Here is an 18,459-nt window from a genome sequence, read left to right as displayed (position 1 = left end):
AGTTAGATGATTAACAACAAATAGTAAACTTGAACTAGTCTTTTTCAAATTCATCAATAAACTTCTGTGCTGCAGCGATTCTCTCTTTGCATAGCTGATAGCTTTTTGAAGCTTGCTCAAGCATAGGTGCTAACTCATCTAATAATGCTGGATTATCTTGCTGCTCTTGTAGTTTCTCATTTATCTCTGCTAATATCTCATAGTTTTTTGCAAATTTTTTACTTTGTGTTGCCATTATTTTTCACCTCTACTTGTACTTGACCGTCTACATAGATAATTTCTAAATTCAGATATTTTTGTGCCTGCTTTTGGCTAGTGATATACCTACCATCTTGTGTTTTAGTTATACTAAAACCTCTTTTCAAAGTAGGTTCGATAGATACCGATATTATCTGCTTATATAAGTATTCACTTGCTTGATTGTAATATTTTATAACATTTTTAGCGATACTTAATGAGTGATCATATGTCTCTTCAAGATTGTGCTGAAAGTTTTTTATAAGATTTTGCGAATTAGAAATTATATTATCATACTGCATATCCATAGATTTGCCATATAATTTTACCAATCCTCTGGCTATAGATATAGCCGCTTTGTAATTATGCTCAATATTTTGGCTCGTTTGATATAAATAATGCTCAATTTTAGTTTTAAAATTATGGTATAAGCTATCTAATTGATGTTTATTTTGTTTTACTGAATTATTAGTAATCTTGAGTATATCTGCATAGTTATATTTGGCATTTTTAGCATTAGTTATAATTGTATTTGCGATAAAATTTATGACTTTAGATGGTGTATCAAAACTTTTAGTACATATCTCATCTAAAACAGTTGTATCACGCTCATGCCCTATGCCAATCATCACTGGTATTTTACTATTACAAATACTTTCAGCGGGTAATAAGTTATTAAACCAATCAAGATCAGCTTGTGAACCGCCACCTCTGATTAGTACTATTGCATCATAATTAACTGCTTTTGTTTCTATTTTCGTAAAAGCTGCCGAGACACTTTTTGCACATTCTGCACCTTGCATCTTTGCCTCATAAATATCAAACTTACATAGTCCTAAATCTTGTAGTTTATCCGCTTCTTCAAAAAAATCGCCCTTGCCTGCGGCTGTTATACTAGTAATCACAGCAATACTTGTAAAATCATAAGACATAGCTAAAGACTTATTTTTTTCTAAGATACCTTTTTTAGCTAATTTCTCAAGAATTTGTATTTTGCGAGTTTGCCTATCACCAAGTGTAAAAGCTGGATCAATATCAACAATATTTAGACTAAGTCCAAAACTGATATGATAACTTACTGTAACTTTCATTAAGACTTTCATATCAGAACTAAGTTTTTCTCCAGTTGCTAAGCTAAACTTGTTATGAATATAATCAGCTTTATTTGCCCAACAATTACACCTAATTTTAGCAATAGGATATTTACTTATATCATCATGCTCAATAAGTTCACCATAATAGTGTTTTCCAGACTTACGCCATTCAGATAATTCAGCAACTATCCAGAAACCTTCATAGCCAAAGCTCATTTCTATAGTACTTTTTATAAGCTCAAGAAATTCACTTAATTTTAGTGATTGTTGCATTACAGTGTCTACTAAATATATTATCTAATAATTTTCACATTCAATCAGTTAATATACAAGATTTATTAGCTGCTTAGATACTATACTAAATCTAATTATAAGAAATTATATCTAGAAATGTTTCTTGAGAAAAATATCTAAAAAAATTAAAGAGCCGATCTTAGAGTACCTCTAATTTTAAAACTACACTCTTGAACAGTCGACTTTAATTTTTGGTAATTTTCTGTTGAGCAATTCTCTGGTTTTTTTGTTGGTAAGCAAGTTATTATATGTCCATGATGTTTCTGCTCTTGTAAACAATTAAGATCGTCTATAGTTAATTGCTGATCTGCTGCATATATTGAACCAAACATAACCATCAATAATATAAATAAGTTTATTTTTTTCATCTTAAAGACTTCCCTCGTTAATATTTAAGTTAATAAACCACATATCGATATTCTAAATATAGCATTATAAATCAATAACTCCACTTATCTATTTTTAATAGCCAATATCAAAAATAGATAGTCTTATTTTTATCTAATTATCATTAGGTTATCCATGAATAAATATAAAAACCATATACTTAAATTTTAAGTTTATGTAATATATAACATTATATGTTTTACCTAAGGAAACTTAGGAATGATTAATGTTTCTCTAAATGCCATACAAGAACTACAAAGAATTCGCCAACACATCCACCAATATCCAGAACTTGGTTTTGATGTATATAATACTGCTGATTTTATTGCTAATGAACTAGAAAAAATAGGCTTACAAGTCAAAAAAGGAATCGGTAAGACAGGCTTAATAGCTGATTTAAAAGTCGCAGCTGCTAAAAAAACTATTGCTCTGCGTGCAGATATGGACGCTTTGCCAATTCATGAGCAAAATACTTGTGCGTACAAATCTAAAATTGCTGGCAAAGCACATATGTGTGGTCATGATGCTCACTGTGCTATGGTCATAGTAACAGCTCAGCAATTTGTTGCAAACAAAGATAAACTAAACGTAAATATTAGATTTATATTTCAACCATCTGAAGAAGTTCTACCAGGCGGTGCTCCAGGAATGATTGCAGATGGTGCCTTAGATGAAGTTGATGAAATATATGGTATCCATGTATTACCAGCAATTGATGAAGGTACTATGCAAATATCTACCCCTGTTGCTCTAGCTGGTGTAGATCAATTTCAAATAAACTTTCACGGTACAGGAGGCCATGCTAGTACTCCGATGAAAGCTAATGATCCAATCATTATGGCTTGTCAATTTGTTAATCAAGTACAGACCATTGTATCTAGAAATGCTGATAGCTTTGACCCACTAGTTATCTCTGTAACAGCTATACAAGCTGGGTCAGCATTTAATGTAATCCCAGAACAAGCAAGCTTAAAAGGCGCTATTCGTTACCTAAGTTCTGAAGCTAAAGAAACTGCCCAAAAACGTCTACATGAAATCGCTAATGGTATAGCTGCTACATACCAAGCAAAAGTACAAGTCAATTATATCGATGGTTACCCAGAAACTAGAAATAATGCTACAGCTAGTGCTAGAGCAATTACTAGTGCAAAAAGAGCCTTGGGTGATAACAATGTTATCGAGTCTAAATATCCATGGATGGCCTCAGAAGATTTTTCTTATTTTGCTAAGAAAATACCTGCTTGTTATGCCTTTTTAGGAGTTAGAAATCAAACAAGAGGCTTTACATCAATGGTCCATGAGCCCACTTTTGATTTAAGTAATGAGGCTATGCTAAATGGGGTTAAATATTATGCTAGCCTTATCTCATCTTTTGAATAAAAAAGAAAACAATTAGATTTAATTACCTTTACTAATATTAGATTACTATGCTCATTCAGTTATATCAAAAACTTTTACATCTATAGATAAACTCTCACTACCACCACCACGATATATCGTCCCAGCTGTAGGCGTTGCATCGATATAATGACGTCCACAAGCAATACGTACATGATCACTATTGACCTCACAACCATTAGTAGGATCATAACCTACCCAACCAATCCAAGGAATATAAACTTCAACCCAAGCATGTGTAGCATCACTCATAGCAGTATTACTATAGTTACCTCCATTAAATATATAACCAGAACGGTAACGTGCTGGAATACCTAAAAGTCTAGCTAAACAAATAAATAGATTTGAGAAATCCTGACAAACTCCTTGTCTTGTAACATATACATCATAGGCTGTAGTAGCAAAGTTTGTTGAGCCAGAAACATATTTATATTCATAAAATATTGTTTTATTAATATCATCAAGGATAGCCATAACATTACTATGATTTCTCTTGACAAATGAAACAGCGTAATCCATTAGCTCTTCAAGTTGTGTTTGTGGTAACTCAACTGATAATAAGTATGGTGCCATCATTTGTCTTTGCCATGGCATCCATGCGATTGGCATTGTTGCACGATTATTTATCGACTTTTTACGAATATAATGATTCGTACTGACAGCAACTTTTGTTTCCATTTTTATAGTAAATTCAGTGTATGGCTCTCTAGTTTTTAAAAACATCACATCGTTACCAAATACATCGATATACTCTTCTTTATCGCATGCTACAGAAATATCTAAACTATGGCTAAATAGTTTTTGTTTAGAATCAATAACAGGCTTCATCTTAATAATATGTTTACTAAGATTTACAGTATTTTGATATGTGTATTTAGTCTCATGGACAATATGTAAAACACGTTCTAAAAACTCAACACCCATTTTAATAATTGGTGCTGCAATAGGTTTTTCTTCAAATTTATGTCCACCGTAATTACTACTTTTTTTATCACTGTTCCATATAACTCGACCATGAGAGGCTACAACCATCTTTCCAGCTTCTAGACGGCGCCAAGAATTACCACTACCTTTTATATTAGAAAATATCATATATGTTCTAAGACTATCATCGTTTAAACCTGTAGTGACTTTAATATCACCAATAACCAAGTTACACAAATTGATAGGTGGAAAAAATCTTGAATAGTAAATAGGATTAAAATCATTAATATCTTGGTAAACTATAGTAACATCTCCGTTTGAGATAATTAAATTTGCCTGGCCTACTTCATTAATTTTTTTCAATAAATCATGAATAATAAACAAGTTATCATCATCTAAGTCGCGTATTTGTTTTCTTCTTAGTTGTGACAAAAACCAGCACAAAATATACTCCGAGTCAGTTTTACCAACTGGCTCATAATCAGTAACTGTAAGTTTTAAGATATTCTCATAGCCGTAATTCAAATCGCCATTATGAACTAAAGTCCACTCTTTACCAGCGTAAGGCTTCACAAATGGTTGTAAGTTTAGATTTGTTTTATCAAATAAACTATGGCTATAAATATGACCAATGAAACTACTTGAGATAAAATTTGAATTATCTTTGAACAGCGATCTTAAAACATCGACACTCTCAACATGACTTTCTTTTAAGATAGTTGCTTCATTATGATCTGAATGATACCAACCAATTCCCCACATAAAGTCTCTAATAGTATCTGAAGATACATTATCATTAATTAAGTCTACTTTAGGAGAGATTGGACAATCTGAAGATATCGCTAAGATGTTACTAAACATTTAGAATATTCCTTTTTTAATTATGTTTTTCTAACATTGCTATGTAGAAATTAACATCAGAAATAAAGAACTCTTTTGAAATAAGCGTTGTAAGCTCAGCTAATGAAACTATTATATAAGTTATAACTTGATGATTGTTTTCTAACAATGTTTCTGTAGAATTATCTTGTAAGTACTTTATAAGTTGCTCTACTTTAGCTCTAGACTCCATCCCAATACCTGTCGAATGATATGATATTTTCTTTAATATCGCTAGACAATCATTTAAACAAAAAGCTACTGTCCTAGGGTAATCATCTGCTTTTAATAAAAACTCAGCAACATCTTTTCTATTGAGATCTAAATCTGCTTTTCGCATGAAAGCATCTCTTGACATCGTGTCTAACAACATTTCCTGCCAATATTGAGACTCATCCATACTTTCTCTATTAGTATTTAGATTAATATGCCTATGATGATGGACATCACCTAATCTAAGTGTAAAGTCAACTCTCTCAATCAGCATACCCAATTTCATAAAGTTATAGGTATCATTTCTCAAAATAAAATTATGATAAAAACCAATCCATAAAAAACAGAATTTAATGATTTTTTTACAAAAGGTATCTAAATTAGTAATCGAGAGTCTATGTGTTTCAGCTGCATTTATCCATAACCATAGTTCGTTTATCTCTTCCCACATATCTGCAGCAATTAAATCTCTAATTATCCTTGCATTTTCACGAGCTGATGAAAGTGACGAGTAAATAGATGAAAGATTATCTTTATCCCAGATTAAAAATTCTTGAATCTTTCTGGTATTAGATTTTGCGTTACAGCCGTATTTTTTGATAAATGTATCTTCACAACCTAAAACCACAATTAATGGATACCAAATATCTTTGGCATCACAATATATTTCTAGCTCAACATTATATGCTACATCAATAGCATTTGTTAGCATTTGTACTCTTTCTATATTTCTACTTAGCCAAAAGCAATTTTCTGCTGTACGAGATATCATTATTTTTCTCTCCCTAAAACCCACGTATCTTTTGAACCACCACCCTGACTAGAGTTAACAACATATGAGCCTTCTTTCAAAGCCACTCTTGCAAGACCTCCAGGCAATATCCAAGTATTTTTACCTGTAACTAAGAATGCTCTTAAATCTACTCTTCTAGGTACTATCTTACCATCGACAAATGTAGGACTTGTTGATAGTTCTACCAATGGTTGGGCAATATATGCTCTTGGTTTAGCTTTTATTTTAGCTGCAAACTCTTGTATCTCATCTATACTAGCTTGTGGTCCAATTAACATCCCATAACCACCAGAGCTATTTGCCTCTTTGACAACTAATTTATCAAGATTATTTAGTACATAATTTCTATCGTTTTCTTCACTGCAGAAATAAGTTTTCACCTGAGCTAATATTGGTTTTTCATTAAGATAATACTCTATCATCTTATGAACATATGGATATATCGCTTTATCATCTGCGATACCATTACCTACTGCATTTGCTAAAACTACATTACCTGCTTTGTAAGCTTGGATAATACCTGGAACACCGAGCATACTCTCTGGATTAAAAAATTCTGGATCTAAAAATTTATCATCTATTCTTCGATAAACTACCGTAACAAGCTTAGGACCTTTCGTAGTTTTTAGATAAACATGATTATTATGTACAAATAGATCTGAACCTTGAACTAATTCACAACCCATCTTACGCGCTAAATAGCTATGCTCAAAATATGCTGAATTATACTGACCTGGTGTTAAGACTACACTTAGCCCTTTTTTACCATCAACTATTGGAGAAATACTTGATAATGCCTTTCTTAACTCAGTAGGATAATCTACTACCTTTTTGATATTTGTGCTAGCAAAAGCTTCTGGAATAGCTTTTATCAAGGAGTTACGATTTTCTAATACATACGAAACTCCCGAAGGTGTTCTAACATTATCTTCTAGCACCATAAAACCACTTTCATCTTTTATAAGATCTAATCCAGCAATATGGCAATAGACACCATGTGGTGGTTTTATCCATCTCATTTGTGGTAAGTACTCTTCTGATGATTCTACAAGCTCTCTAGGAATTATGCCATCTTCTAGTATTTTTTGCTCAGCGTAAATATCATTTAAAAATGCGTTTAAGGCTTTTAAGCGCTGTTTCAAACCTCTTTCTAATTCACGCCACTCATCTTCTGAGATAATCCTAGGAATTAGATCAAAAGGAAATATTTTCTCTGTACCTTGGCTATCACTATAAACGGTAAATGTAATACCACTTTTTAGGAATGAAGCATCAACAAACTTCTGTTTCTCATGTAATGTTTCTAAATTTAATTCATCTATAGCTTTGATAGCTTGACGAACATCATTTCGTACTTTGCCATCAGCTGTGAAAATTTCATCATAAACATTTGCATAAGGAACATAGCCATTAAAAACACTATTATGCGACATATAAACACCTTGAAATAAAAACACTTTCAAAAAAAATTATAGCATAAGAACTATTTAATCATAGTACATAAAAGATATTATAAATACATTTTTGTAGATCATTAGTGTCGAAAAATAAACCAGATTTCTTCTCTTATTAAATTAAGATTTTTAGCTGACTTAGTTACTTCAAGTTTGCTATCTAGATAATCTCTTTAACTCAAAAACACTCGACTATAGCTGAAATATATTTATACTACTTTGATTACCCACACCAATAATCTTTCTAGATAGAAATGATTGCTGTTGTTGAATATCTTTTAAGAAAAATACTGCTAATCTATTATTTTCTTTAAGATCGTAGATTATAGATGACTGAGTAGATACTATCTCTGCTAAATTATCTTTTTTGAGAAGTTTAAGAAAACTTCCATCAAGATTTGCTGTGAATATTAATGGTGCATTTAAACTATTTACAAGATTGACTTCATATTTGTAATCAAATGCAACTAGAAATATCTCTTGATTAGTAGCTTTATCTCTAAAGCTAACTACTTCTCTTGGGAGATTATCATAGTTTATATTGTACAAAAGTCTCACCAAACCACTACTATCTTTGTAGACAGCTATTGCGCCTTCAACATTGCTATTCTCAATAGTATCTTGAATAGCTAGCACTAGCTTACTATCAGTACTATTTTCAGCAATTATATCAAAATCTAATATATTGCCGGATGGTATAGTTATAATCTTGTCATCTTTTATCACACTACCATCAGCTATAAGTTCGTAGCGATAGATATCTTTACTACTTTGAATATACATATACTCAAGGTTATTAAATTTAATCTTTTTAGGCTTATAGCTTAATGATTCACTACTAACTTTAGTTAAAGAGCCATCACTATTTACTCTGTAGTTGATAACTTTACCACTTTCGCTTTTAGAACTAGCTGTTAATACATATAAATTTTTACCATCATTAATCAACTTTGCTTCAACAATCTTTTGTGTAAAGCGTTGTGAAAAAATTTTACCCTTAATACTAGTAGTTATTGGTGAGATACTATAAGCAATAAACTTATGATTTGAAAAAATATAAAAAGCATTAGCAGATTTAGCTACAACTATTTCTGTGATTTTGCTACCAATAACGTTTTGATTATCAAAACAGTGGGTAAATGATCCTGTAGTATTTATCGAATACGATAACTTAGTGACATTAAGACAATAATCATATTCTGCTCTAAAAATAGAAAATAGTTTTGTACCATCATTACTAATATCAACTGCTTGAATATTTGGTCCTGTAATAGTGGTTATATAGCCAGGCTGATTAATATGATTATCTTTACTAATTTTAACTAAAAATGCGTTAGATTGCTCAAAGAAAACTAAAAAAATAACTATAATAATTAAACTTCTCATTACTAATCTTCGTTTTTAATGCTAAGACTTTAGCGTTTTTTTATTGATGAACTAAACTATATCATAGTGTCATTTGCTATTATCTGTTAATTTTTAATACTCCTTATCAAAAATTAAAGTATTATACCTATAGAGACTTTGATTTAAAGTTTGACTATCATTTGCTTATTATTTTTATGATAGCCACCTTTTCTAAGATAGATAAAGATTCCTAATAGACCAATCACACCACAAACTATACCAACAATAGCAGGACCTAAGAAATTATAAGCTGTCATTGTGATAATTGTTGTACTAAGCAAAGGAGCAACTCCACCAACTATTGCAAAAGCAAGATTATAGCTAAGTCCCACACCTGATAATCTAACATCTGTAGGAAAAAGATCACAAAGTAGAAATATAAATGTAGCAGCAACTAATGCATAGCAAAACATAATTACAACTGAAGTAATAATTATAGAAGAGACACTACCAATATTACTCATCAAATAAAATACTGGTAAAGCACAAACCACAACAAGCCCAGCTCCTAGTGTAAACATTTTTGCAATACCTACCTTATCTGATAAAAAACCAAATACAAAAGTAAAACAAGTAAGTGTTAAAACACTTGGCATTAGGATTAAAGAAATTTGTCCTGAATTATAACTAGGTATAATATCTTCAACAAACTTATGGATATAAAGAGTAAGCATTACCCCGCCAAAGGCTACTATGATAACCATACATATACCTGCAAATAAATTTGCTCCATAAGTTGAGATCAAAGAACCAAAGGAATGTCTTTTTTGCTTATCAATACTCTCAAATTCTGGAGTTTCATGAAGGTTACGGCGCACATAATAGCCAACAAAACCTAAAAGTCCACCAATGATAAACCCAGCTCGCCAAGCAAAATCGCCAAAAATATACTCAAGAGCAAAACCAACAAAATCAGAGAATAAAAATCCTCCAGTTACAAATGTAAATAAAATAGCTGTAGCAAAGCCAATTTTCCCTTTGACAGATTCATAAACGATCACATACGCACCTGGTAGTTCACCACCTAAAGCTATCCCTTGCATTATACGTAAAACAACAAAAACAAAGCTAGCAAATAATCCCCAACGAGCGTATCCTGGCATTAATCCCATACATAATGAGCAACTTCCCATAAGTAATATCGTAAATAACAAAAGTCGCCTACGCCCTATCAAATCACCAACAATACCAAGAATAGTTCCTGCAAATGGTCTTACCAGATAGGCAATTGAAAATATTAAAACTGTTAAAAAGGTTTTGATTGTTGGATTCGTTATTTCCGCAAAAAAAGTTGCTGAAATTTCTTTAGAAAAAATCATATATAAAACAAAGTCATAAAACTCTAAGATTGCACCAATCCCAGCAAGTAATATAACATTTCTACTATTTTTATCGTACATTTCCATCACTGATCTTATTAATTGACATTTAGCAAATCATACATTTTTTTAGCTTTATTTAGAAGAATTTAAGTCTACAAAAAAATACAAATTACTGACATCTGTTACAATCGACGTCTTTAGACAAATCAAATTTATTTAGTTGCATTGATGTTGAGTTATATCTATATAAAGTAGAACTCAGATAGTCTTGTTTTTTTAATAAAAAATTGATGGCTAAATTAGCCAGAATTAAGCCTGCTTGAGCAGCTACTATGCCAACAACTCCTAAAGTATTATTATGCTCTACTTTATCCAAATCAGGATATAAGCAATTTATACATGCCGAACTAGGGCTAATATTAAATATTCCTGCTTGAAAGTCTAATCCTAAAACCCCTCCTGATAATAAGGGTATAGAATATTCCAATGAAATTTTATTACTCAATATTTTAGTCAAATAATTATCACTTGTATCTATGATTAAATGATATTTTTCTATATCTAATTTAGTATAGTTATGATTAGTTAATCTTTGTGTAGTTGCGGTTATATTTATATATGGATTAAGCTTTTGCAACCTGTTTTTAGCTACGATTGCTTTACTTGCTCCTAAGCAATCTATATCAAATAAAACCTGTCTATGTAAATTTGATATTGAAACAGAGTCATCGTCAATTATACTCAACTCCCCAACACCCAAACCAGTTAAGTAAGTAGCTACAGGTGAGCCCACACCGCCTACACCTATGAGTAATACTTTAAACTTTTTTAATTTTTTTTGAGCATCAATGCCAAAATCCTTAATAATAATTTGTCGCTCATAATATTCAAGTTCAGATTCTGATATTTTAGGATTATAAATCATCTATTTCTCCAATAACTTTACTATATTTTGTATCTCATGATTAGATATCTCATCTATTAATGTAACTACAGCTACGCCATCGACTCCTATACTCGCTAAAGATTGAATGTGCCTCTTCTTTATACCGCCAATGGTAACCAATGGTGTATCAGTAATATTTAACCATTCATGAATCCTAGCGATACCTTGTGGTGCAAATTTCATTTTTTTAGTAGTTGTCGTATATATGGGACCTAAAGCCACATAACTAGGATTAACCCCTAAAGCTATTGCTAACTCATAATAATCATGTGTACTTAAACCTAATGCCATATCCGTATTTTTAATTTTTAATAAAGTTTTCTTATCTATGCTTAATAAGTCCTCATGGCCAAGATGTATACCAAAAGCTTTATATTTAATTGCTAAATCATAGTAGTCATTTATAAATAGCTGCAGACCATATTTGTTTTGATACTCAACAGCCTCTACAATATGCTTTTGTATATGCTTATTATCATTTGATTTAATTCTAAGCTGTATAGTTTTAATCCCTAAATTAGCTAAACCAGGTATCTTACTAGCATTGTCAACTATTGGATAAAAGCCTATTTTATTAATTGATCTGAATTTTATATTTAGATCTTTTCCATGCATACTAACTTTAGGAAATAACCCTTGTTTATTTATATATTCAGCGCCTACAATTAAACATCCATGGGATGCTATTTTTTGACTACTTTTAATAGCGTTAGAGATATATGACTTAGCTAGAACAATAGAATTATTAATATCAAAGCCTAAAGTTAAAAAACTAGCAATAGCACTTGAAAAAGTACAACCTGTTCCTCTTACTTTTTCATCTAATTTATGTCTTGTTGATATTAATTTATAGTTAACTTCAGGACTATAATAGTAGTCCAAAGATATATTTTTATAAGAATCATGGCCTCCTTTCAAAAGCACACTCTTGCAGTTATATTTTTTTTGTATTGCCTTAGCAATTTCAACAACTTCCATATTAGAAGAATCATACTCATCAAGAAGCGTCTTAGCCTCATCAAGATTTGGTACTAAAATATTGGCTAATGGATAAAGCTTTCGCTTAGAATATTCTGCAAGCTTATAATCTACTAAGCTATAGCCTGTAGTACTCACCATCACTGGGTCACAAATGTAGAACACATCTTTTAAATCATTCAACAAGTCTACAACAATATCAATCTGCTCAATAGATGATAGTACTGAAGTTTTGATGACTTTAATTTTAAAGTCACTACTTATTGCTTGTATTTGTTCTTTGAAACTATCTTTATAAACCTTTTCAATATTTAAAATACTGGTTGAGTTTTGTGCAGTAACACAGCTTATAACTGTACAAACATGAACACCTATATTATTAGCAGTTTTAATATCCGCTTGAATACCCGCACCTGATGAACTATCTGACCCACCTATGGTCAAAAATATATCTCGCATAATACTATCTCTTAATACTGATGCCAAAATGGCGTATCTACTAAATTAGTTGATGGAACAGCAATTTCTCTCTCGATCATCCTTTTCGCTTTAAAAGCCTCTCTTCCCGAATATATTGCTAATTTAAAAGCATTAGCCATACTAGCAGGATCTCCAGCTAATGCTACAGCACTGTTTAGTAATACACCATCATACCCCATCTGCATAATTTCACATGCTTGTGAAGGCACTCCAATACCTGCATCAACAATTAGTTTAATCTTATCAAATCGTTCTCTTAGGACTTTCAAAGCATATGGATTTATCAGTCCTTTACCACTACCAATAGGCGCTGCCCAAGGCATTAAAGCCTCACAACCCACATCAATTAGTTTTTTAGCAATTACTAAATCATCTGTAGTATAAGGTAAAACATTAAACCCTCTTTTTACTAACTTCTCACATGCGTCTATTAGCTCAACAGGATCAGGCTGTAAATTATAGTCATCTCCTATTACTTCAACTTTAATAAAATTAGTAGCAAATATTTCACGTGAAATTTCTGCTATTTCTATTGCCTCTTTAGAGTTCCTACAACCAGCAGTATTCGGTAAAAACTTACACCCTGTATTTTTTAACTCCTCCCAAAACTGATTTTTGACATTCATGTTTTTTGCAGACCTTTTTAGAGATACTGTCAGAAGATCTGCTTCTGACTTATATATAGATTCAAGCATAATTTCAATACTAGGATACAAGGCCGTCCCAAGTATAAATCTTGAGTTAAAATGCTCTCCATACAACTCAAGCATAATCTATCCTCCTTGCATTGGCTGAATAGTAACAACCACATCATTATTTTTAAGAAAAACTTCAGAATAACTCCTTTTTGCTATAAAGCTATTATTAAGCATTACAGCAAAACAAGGATATTCAAAATTTTGACTCTTTAATAAATCTGTAATTGTTAAACTATTATCAAAACTTAGCTCTTTTTCATTAAATAAGACACGCATAGTCAACCTCCAAAATCATAATTATTTTTTATCACAGTTTGTGCAACCATTGGTGAAAATAAATACCCATGTCGAGATAAACCATTTAAATATGTTATGTTCCCTTTAGTACTTATAATGGGCTTATCATCGATACTCATCGGACGTACATTAGTTAAAGTTTTTGATATCCTTGCTTCTAAAAAACGCTTATCTATCGTAACTAACATGCTTAGCAACTCTAATGTACTCTGTACAGAAATCTTAGAATAGTCACTACTATCAATACTTGTTGCACCAAGATAAAAAACACCACTTTCTCTAGGAATCAAATAAATAGAGTGTCGTGGGTGTAAAAGTCTAATAACAGAATCCAATTTAATACTTTTATTTTCTAAAATAATCGACTCACCTCTTACACCGTACAACTTGATATCATCAACACTTGAAATACCTGTACAATCAAATATATGCTCATATTCTTTATCAAAACGCTCTCGATAGAATTGTTTTTTAGTAGTTTCAAAGATTTTTACATTTTTGAGATTAAAAAATAACTCTTGTGTTAATACAAAGAATTTTGGAACATCAATCAAAGCTTCATCTGCTATTAGAGCTTTTTCACAAAGAGTGTTTGAAAAATATAACCCTTTATTAATAGTATGCACTTTTTCTATAGAAGATATATCTATAAGAGGCTTTGTATTTAAGTTTTTTAGTCTCAAATCTATATTTCTAATAGCTAAATCCAACTCATACTTATCTCGATTATGTGCAATAACACAAGTATTAATTTTTTTTACAAAGCTGGTACCCATACTTAGATTTTCATTAACAAACACATTTAATTCACACCAAAGCTCATAGCTGTTAAGTCCCAGTTCATAAACATGCTTATGACAACTTATTAGCTCGGTTACTGGAGCAAGCATACCTCCAGCACAATAGCTACAGCTAGTCTTATAATTCAGACTATCAGTATAGATATCGATCTTTAAATTAGGATATAGTTTAACTAGATAAAGCGCTAAAACTCTACCCATAAGTCCTGATCCAAGGATTGCTATTCTACTCATCTTTAGATTCTATTTTCTTAAGATCTTGAGAAAGCTTCATAGAACAGAAGCTAGGCCCACACATAGAACAAAAATGAGCAAATTTATGCCCCTCTTTGGGTAATGTTTGATCATGAAAATATCTTGCCTTATCAGGATCTAAACCTAAGTTAAACTGATCTTCCCACCTAAATTCAAATCTTGCTTTTGATAGAGCATTATCTCTTATTTGAGCGCCAGGAAAGCCTTTTGCTAAATCTGCAGCATGTGCTGCTAACTTATAAGTAACAATCCCCTCTCTTACATCTTCTTTATTAGGAAGACCAAGATGCTCTTTTGGAGTTACATAACATAACATAGCAGTACCATACCAAGCAATTTGAGCCGCCCCAATTGCTGATGTAATATGATCATATCCAGGAGCAATATCCGTAACTAATGGACCAAGGGTATAGAAAGGTGCTTCAAAACAGTCTTTTAACTCATAATCCATGTTTTCCTTAATTAATTGCATTGGAACATGGCCAGGCCCCTCTATCATAACCTGTACATCATGCTTCCATGCTATTTTAGTTAACTCCCCCAAAGTTCTTAATTCTGACAGTTGTGCACTATCATTAGCATCATTTATAGATCCTGGTCTTAACCCATCACCAAGTGAAAAACTAATATCATACGCTTTCATAATTTCACAAATTTCCTCAAAATGAGTATAAAGAAAATTTTCCTGATTATGATGTAAGCACCACTTAGCCATTATTGATCCGCCTCGCGAAACAATCCCTGTAATTCTATTTGCTGCCAATGTAACAAAGGCTTTTCTAACTCCAGCATGAATTGTAAAATAACTAACACCTTGTTCAGCCTGTTCAATTAAAGTATCTTTATAGATCTCCCAAGTTAAATCCTCAGCTTTACCATTCACTTTTTCTAAAGCCTGATAAAGAGGAACTGTGCCTATAGGTACGGGACTATTTCTAATAATCCATTCTCTCGTCTGGTGAATATGCTTACCTGTAGAAAGATCCATAACAGTATCTGCTCCCCACTTTACTGCTATAACCATTTTTTCAACTTCTTCTAGTGTAGAAGATGTAACTGCCGATGTCCCGATATTAGCATTAACTTTAACCAAGAAGTTCCTACCGATTATCATCGGTTCCAATTCTGGATGATTAATATTAGCCGGAATAATAGCTCTACCCGCAGCAACTTCTTCTCTTACAAACTCAGGAGTAATTTCTCTTTGAATATTTGCTCCAAATGATACTCCTTGATGTTGATTTGTATACTCTGTATTTAAATGAAAATTAGCTCTTAAAATATTTTCTCTAATTGCAACATAATACATTTCTGGAGTTATAATACCTTTTCTTGCATAATACATTTGCGAAACATTTTTACCATATTTTGCTTTGATAGGTACATGCCTGTTTCTAAAATTCAACTTATCTTCTTTAAATTGAGCATTGGTATAGTATGATGAGAAACATCCTAAATTTTGTATATCTTCATTTTTTTTGAGCCAACTTAATCTATGTCTAGACAAGCCCTTTTCTATGTCAACTGCGTTACCTGAAGAATACTCTCCAGATGAATCATAGACAAAAACATCTGGATTTGTACTAATATTACCTTCGATATTTGTATTTGTTTGAGCAATTTTTCTAAAAGGAACTTTTAGTGCTGTACTAAGACATTCAACATAACATTTTTCGGAATTTGGATATTTAATAGTTATTGTTGAGTTTTCTGTATTAGTTTGAATATCTTGATTTCTAGAGTTAGTCATTTCATCTCCTATTTTCAATTCAAACTAGTATAGGCAGATGAAATTAAAGGTATATTTTATACAGTAATAGAATCATAACTATAGCAAATACACTAAACTACACTTCCTACACTAGTGCTAACTAGATCAGGTTCAAAGGGTTGGAATATCCTCTCAGCATGATTCAAAAAAAATCATGCACCCCTGTGTTTTCAGTATAAATTTAATAGTATATATAAATCAAAGTCAAGTTAGTAATCAGCATTTTCTACTAGTAATTGTCTAAACTAACTATCTCAAGATGCTGCATTTCTGTTTGCAGAAACATCTCACCAACTGATCTAAATTTCAAAGGGATATCTGTAACATAAAACTTATACTCTGGATTAGAATTGTTTTTATTCAAAAGATTATTTTCAATTAGTAATTGCTCTAGCATCTTACTAGCTTGTAATGATGGATCTATAAGTTTTACATCTAAAATTTTTGCAATACTTTCTTTGATAATTGGATAATGCGTACAACCTAAGATTAAAGCTTGAATATTCTTATCATGAAAATAACTAAGGTACTCCTTAGCTACTAGTTCTACTATCTGACCACTAACAAAGCCTTCCTCTATCATTGATACAAACAGACCACAAGGATTACTATACACCTCAATATTAGGATTCTTTTTGTGAATCTGTAAAGCATAAGCATTACTATTAATAGTAGCTGGAGTAGCAATTACACCAACTTTACTTAGACTATCTACCAAGCTAACTCCAGCAGTTATCACATCTATTACAGGTATAGCTTTAGCAATCTCTTGGACAATATCTTTAGCAATAGCTGAAATAGTATTACAAGCAATAATTATTGCTTTGACTTCTTGCTCAATCAAAAACTTTGCTGTTTGTGCCGCAAACTTTTGAATCATAGCTCGCGATTTTGTCCCATATGGTATCCTAGCTATATCACCAAAATAAATAATATCTTCATTTGGTAATATATTCATAAGATTTTTAACAATTGTCAAACCGCCGATTCCCGAATCAAAAACACCTATAGGTCTATTATCAAGCATTATTTTTTCTCAAGTTTTCTAATAATTTTTCGGCGTGAACGAGTAGGCATCTTCTCAAGATATTCTTCTTTTGCCTTAATAAAAGGTATTAAATTCTCTAATGAAAGAACCGCTTGATTAGCATCGTCAGCAATGAAATTTTCACTTAATTGCGCTTCTTCATTTGCAAAAATTACTATCGTAACTACAGGCACGCCTTTGATATAAATCTTTTGATTGTAAAGGAACGTCTGTAAAACTTTTTTCTGTGCGAAGGTTTGCCTGATAGGGTTTTTAATTGTCTTAGCATAAATTTTATTATTTTGTGAAGTCTTAGATACATTCCATCGCTCAGCCATATTTTCAACTTCAATGTAACCACGGTTATTTTTAACTTCAATAATATATATACCCTTTCGTGATATTGCGATAAAATCAATCTCTCTATTGCCTACAGTTGATTTCTCATCAGGTAAAACGACTCTATTGAATAATACAAAATTGTTATCAAGCTTTTTTAACTCATCAAGTACAGTAGTCTCACCTTCAGCACCAGAGATAATTATATCTACAGGATTATCATCTTTTGTTATTAAGAAAAAAAATACAAATAATATAAATGCTAGAGTAATACCAATCTCTAGCGATTGAGTCACAAATTCAACATTCCCTAAATATAAATCAACTCCCACTATCAAGCCACACAGGATAATAGAGGCAAATAAGCTTTTTCTTGCTCTAATTAGGTAGTTTCGCAACCGTGCCCAAGTAAAGCGCAAAAAAAGCCTATTCTTTTTTAGTCTACTTTCTATTGCCATGATTAATA

Annotated in this window: 17 protein-coding genes and 1 riboswitch; of the genes, 1 reads left to right on the top strand and 16 read right to left on the bottom strand. The window is 31.6% G+C overall.

The window, feature by feature from the left end; translation table 11 throughout:
* Positions 1–34: 34 nt before the first annotated feature.
* The 3 genes from xseB to FSC454_RS04305 all read right to left on the bottom strand — a co-directional run bounded on the left by xseB (position 35) and on the right by FSC454_RS04305 (position 1,993).
* Positions 35–235 (bottom strand): exodeoxyribonuclease VII small subunit, encoded by a 201-nt coding sequence (gene xseB, locus FSC454_RS04315; RefSeq protein WP_066047264.1) that lies wholly within the window; start codon positions 233–235, stop codon positions 35–37.
* Positions 219–1,604, bottom strand: a complete 1,386-nt coding sequence (gene xseA, locus FSC454_RS04310) for an exodeoxyribonuclease VII large subunit (RefSeq protein WP_066047261.1) — start codon at positions 1,602–1,604, stop codon at positions 219–221. The genes xseB and xseA overlap by 17 nt, the downstream gene beginning before the upstream one ends.
* A 146-nt stretch (positions 1,605–1,750) precedes the next feature.
* Entirely contained in the window at positions 1,751–1,993 is a 243-nt protein-coding gene (locus FSC454_RS04305) for a hypothetical protein (protein ID WP_066047258.1), read from the bottom strand.
* Between the two features lie 238 nt (positions 1,994–2,231).
* Between FSC454_RS04305 and FSC454_RS04300 the strand changes: the two genes are divergently transcribed.
* The gene (locus FSC454_RS04300) at positions 2,232–3,392 is read left to right on the top strand and encodes a M20 metallopeptidase family protein (protein WP_066047255.1); all 1,161 of its coding nucleotides are present in this window, start codon (positions 2,232–2,234) and stop codon (positions 3,390–3,392) included.
* Between the two features lie 51 nt (positions 3,393–3,443).
* On the opposite strand, the gene FSC454_RS04295 is transcribed toward FSC454_RS04300, so the two are convergent.
* The 13 genes from FSC454_RS04295 to FSC454_RS04235 form a co-directional block, all read right to left on the bottom strand.
* Positions 3,444–5,195: a class II glutamine amidotransferase gene (locus FSC454_RS04295; protein ID WP_066047252.1), complete on the bottom strand. Its 1,752-nt coding sequence runs from the start codon at positions 5,193–5,195 to the stop codon at positions 3,444–3,446.
* Positions 5,196–5,211: 16 nt separating this feature from the next.
* A complete protein-coding gene (locus FSC454_RS04290) occupies positions 5,212–6,138 on the bottom strand; it encodes an alpha-E domain-containing protein (protein WP_231865173.1) in 927 nt (308 codons plus the stop codon).
* A gap of 59 nt (positions 6,139–6,197) precedes the next feature.
* On the bottom strand, positions 6,198–7,652 hold the full coding sequence (locus FSC454_RS04285) for a circularly permuted type 2 ATP-grasp protein (protein ID WP_066047248.1): 1,455 nt from the start codon (positions 7,650–7,652) through the stop codon (positions 6,198–6,200).
* Between the two features lie 213 nt (positions 7,653–7,865).
* On the bottom strand, positions 7,866–9,059 hold the full coding sequence (locus FSC454_RS04280; RefSeq protein WP_066047245.1) for a hypothetical protein: 1,194 nt from the start codon (positions 9,057–9,059) through the stop codon (positions 7,866–7,868).
* Positions 9,060–9,202: 143 nt separating this feature from the next.
* The gene (locus FSC454_RS04275) at positions 9,203–10,480 is read right to left on the bottom strand and encodes an MFS transporter (protein ID WP_066047290.1); all 1,278 of its coding nucleotides are present in this window, start codon (positions 10,478–10,480) and stop codon (positions 9,203–9,205) included.
* Positions 10,481–10,571: 91 nt separating this feature from the next.
* Positions 10,572–11,327 (bottom strand): HesA/MoeB/ThiF family protein, encoded by a 756-nt coding sequence (locus FSC454_RS04270; RefSeq protein ID WP_014548508.1) that lies wholly within the window; start codon positions 11,325–11,327, stop codon positions 10,572–10,574.
* Positions 11,328–12,785 (bottom strand): bifunctional hydroxymethylpyrimidine kinase/phosphomethylpyrimidine kinase, encoded by a 1,458-nt coding sequence (gene thiD / locus FSC454_RS04265; RefSeq protein ID WP_066047242.1) that lies wholly within the window; start codon positions 12,783–12,785, stop codon positions 11,328–11,330. It lies immediately after the preceding gene.
* A gap of 11 nt (positions 12,786–12,796) precedes the next feature.
* Positions 12,797–13,576, bottom strand: coding sequence for a thiazole synthase (locus FSC454_RS04260; RefSeq protein ID WP_066047239.1), 780 nt, complete (start codon positions 13,574–13,576; stop codon positions 12,797–12,799).
* A gap of 3 nt (positions 13,577–13,579) precedes the next feature.
* Positions 13,580–13,780 (bottom strand): sulfur carrier protein ThiS, encoded by a 201-nt coding sequence (gene thiS / locus FSC454_RS04255; RefSeq protein WP_066047237.1) that lies wholly within the window; start codon positions 13,778–13,780, stop codon positions 13,580–13,582.
* A 2-nt stretch (positions 13,781–13,782) separates the two neighbouring features.
* The gene (locus FSC454_RS04250) at positions 13,783–14,835 is read right to left on the bottom strand and encodes an FAD-dependent oxidoreductase (RefSeq protein ID WP_071794785.1); all 1,053 of its coding nucleotides are present in this window, start codon (positions 14,833–14,835) and stop codon (positions 13,783–13,785) included.
* Positions 14,828–16,606, bottom strand: coding sequence for a phosphomethylpyrimidine synthase ThiC (gene thiC / locus FSC454_RS04245; protein ID WP_066047234.1), 1,779 nt, complete (start codon positions 16,604–16,606; stop codon positions 14,828–14,830). Before thiC ends, FSC454_RS04250 begins: the two co-directional genes overlap by 8 nt.
* Positions 16,607–16,692: 86 nt before the next feature.
* A riboswitch (TPP riboswitch) is annotated at positions 16,693–16,801 on the bottom strand.
* A gap of 55 nt (positions 16,802–16,856) precedes the next feature.
* The gene (gene murI / locus FSC454_RS04240; RefSeq protein WP_066047231.1) at positions 16,857–17,654 is read right to left on the bottom strand and encodes a glutamate racemase; all 798 of its coding nucleotides are present in this window, start codon (positions 17,652–17,654) and stop codon (positions 16,857–16,859) included.
* Positions 17,654–18,451 carry a nuclease-related domain-containing protein gene (locus FSC454_RS04235; protein ID WP_044247418.1) on the bottom strand — a complete coding sequence of 266 codons (798 nt, stop codon included), beginning with the start codon at positions 18,449–18,451 and terminating at the stop codon, positions 17,654–17,656. The genes murI and FSC454_RS04235 overlap by 1 nt, the downstream gene beginning before the upstream one ends.
* Between the last annotated feature and the right edge of the window lie 8 nt (positions 18,452–18,459).

This window comes from Francisella hispaniensis FSC454 (genome assembly GCF_001885235.1).
Taxonomy (GTDB): domain Bacteria; phylum Pseudomonadota; class Gammaproteobacteria; order Francisellales; family Francisellaceae; genus Francisella; species Francisella hispaniensis.
Note: the sequence above shows the minus strand (reverse complement) of the source record. Positions and strands in the feature narration are given on the sequence as shown.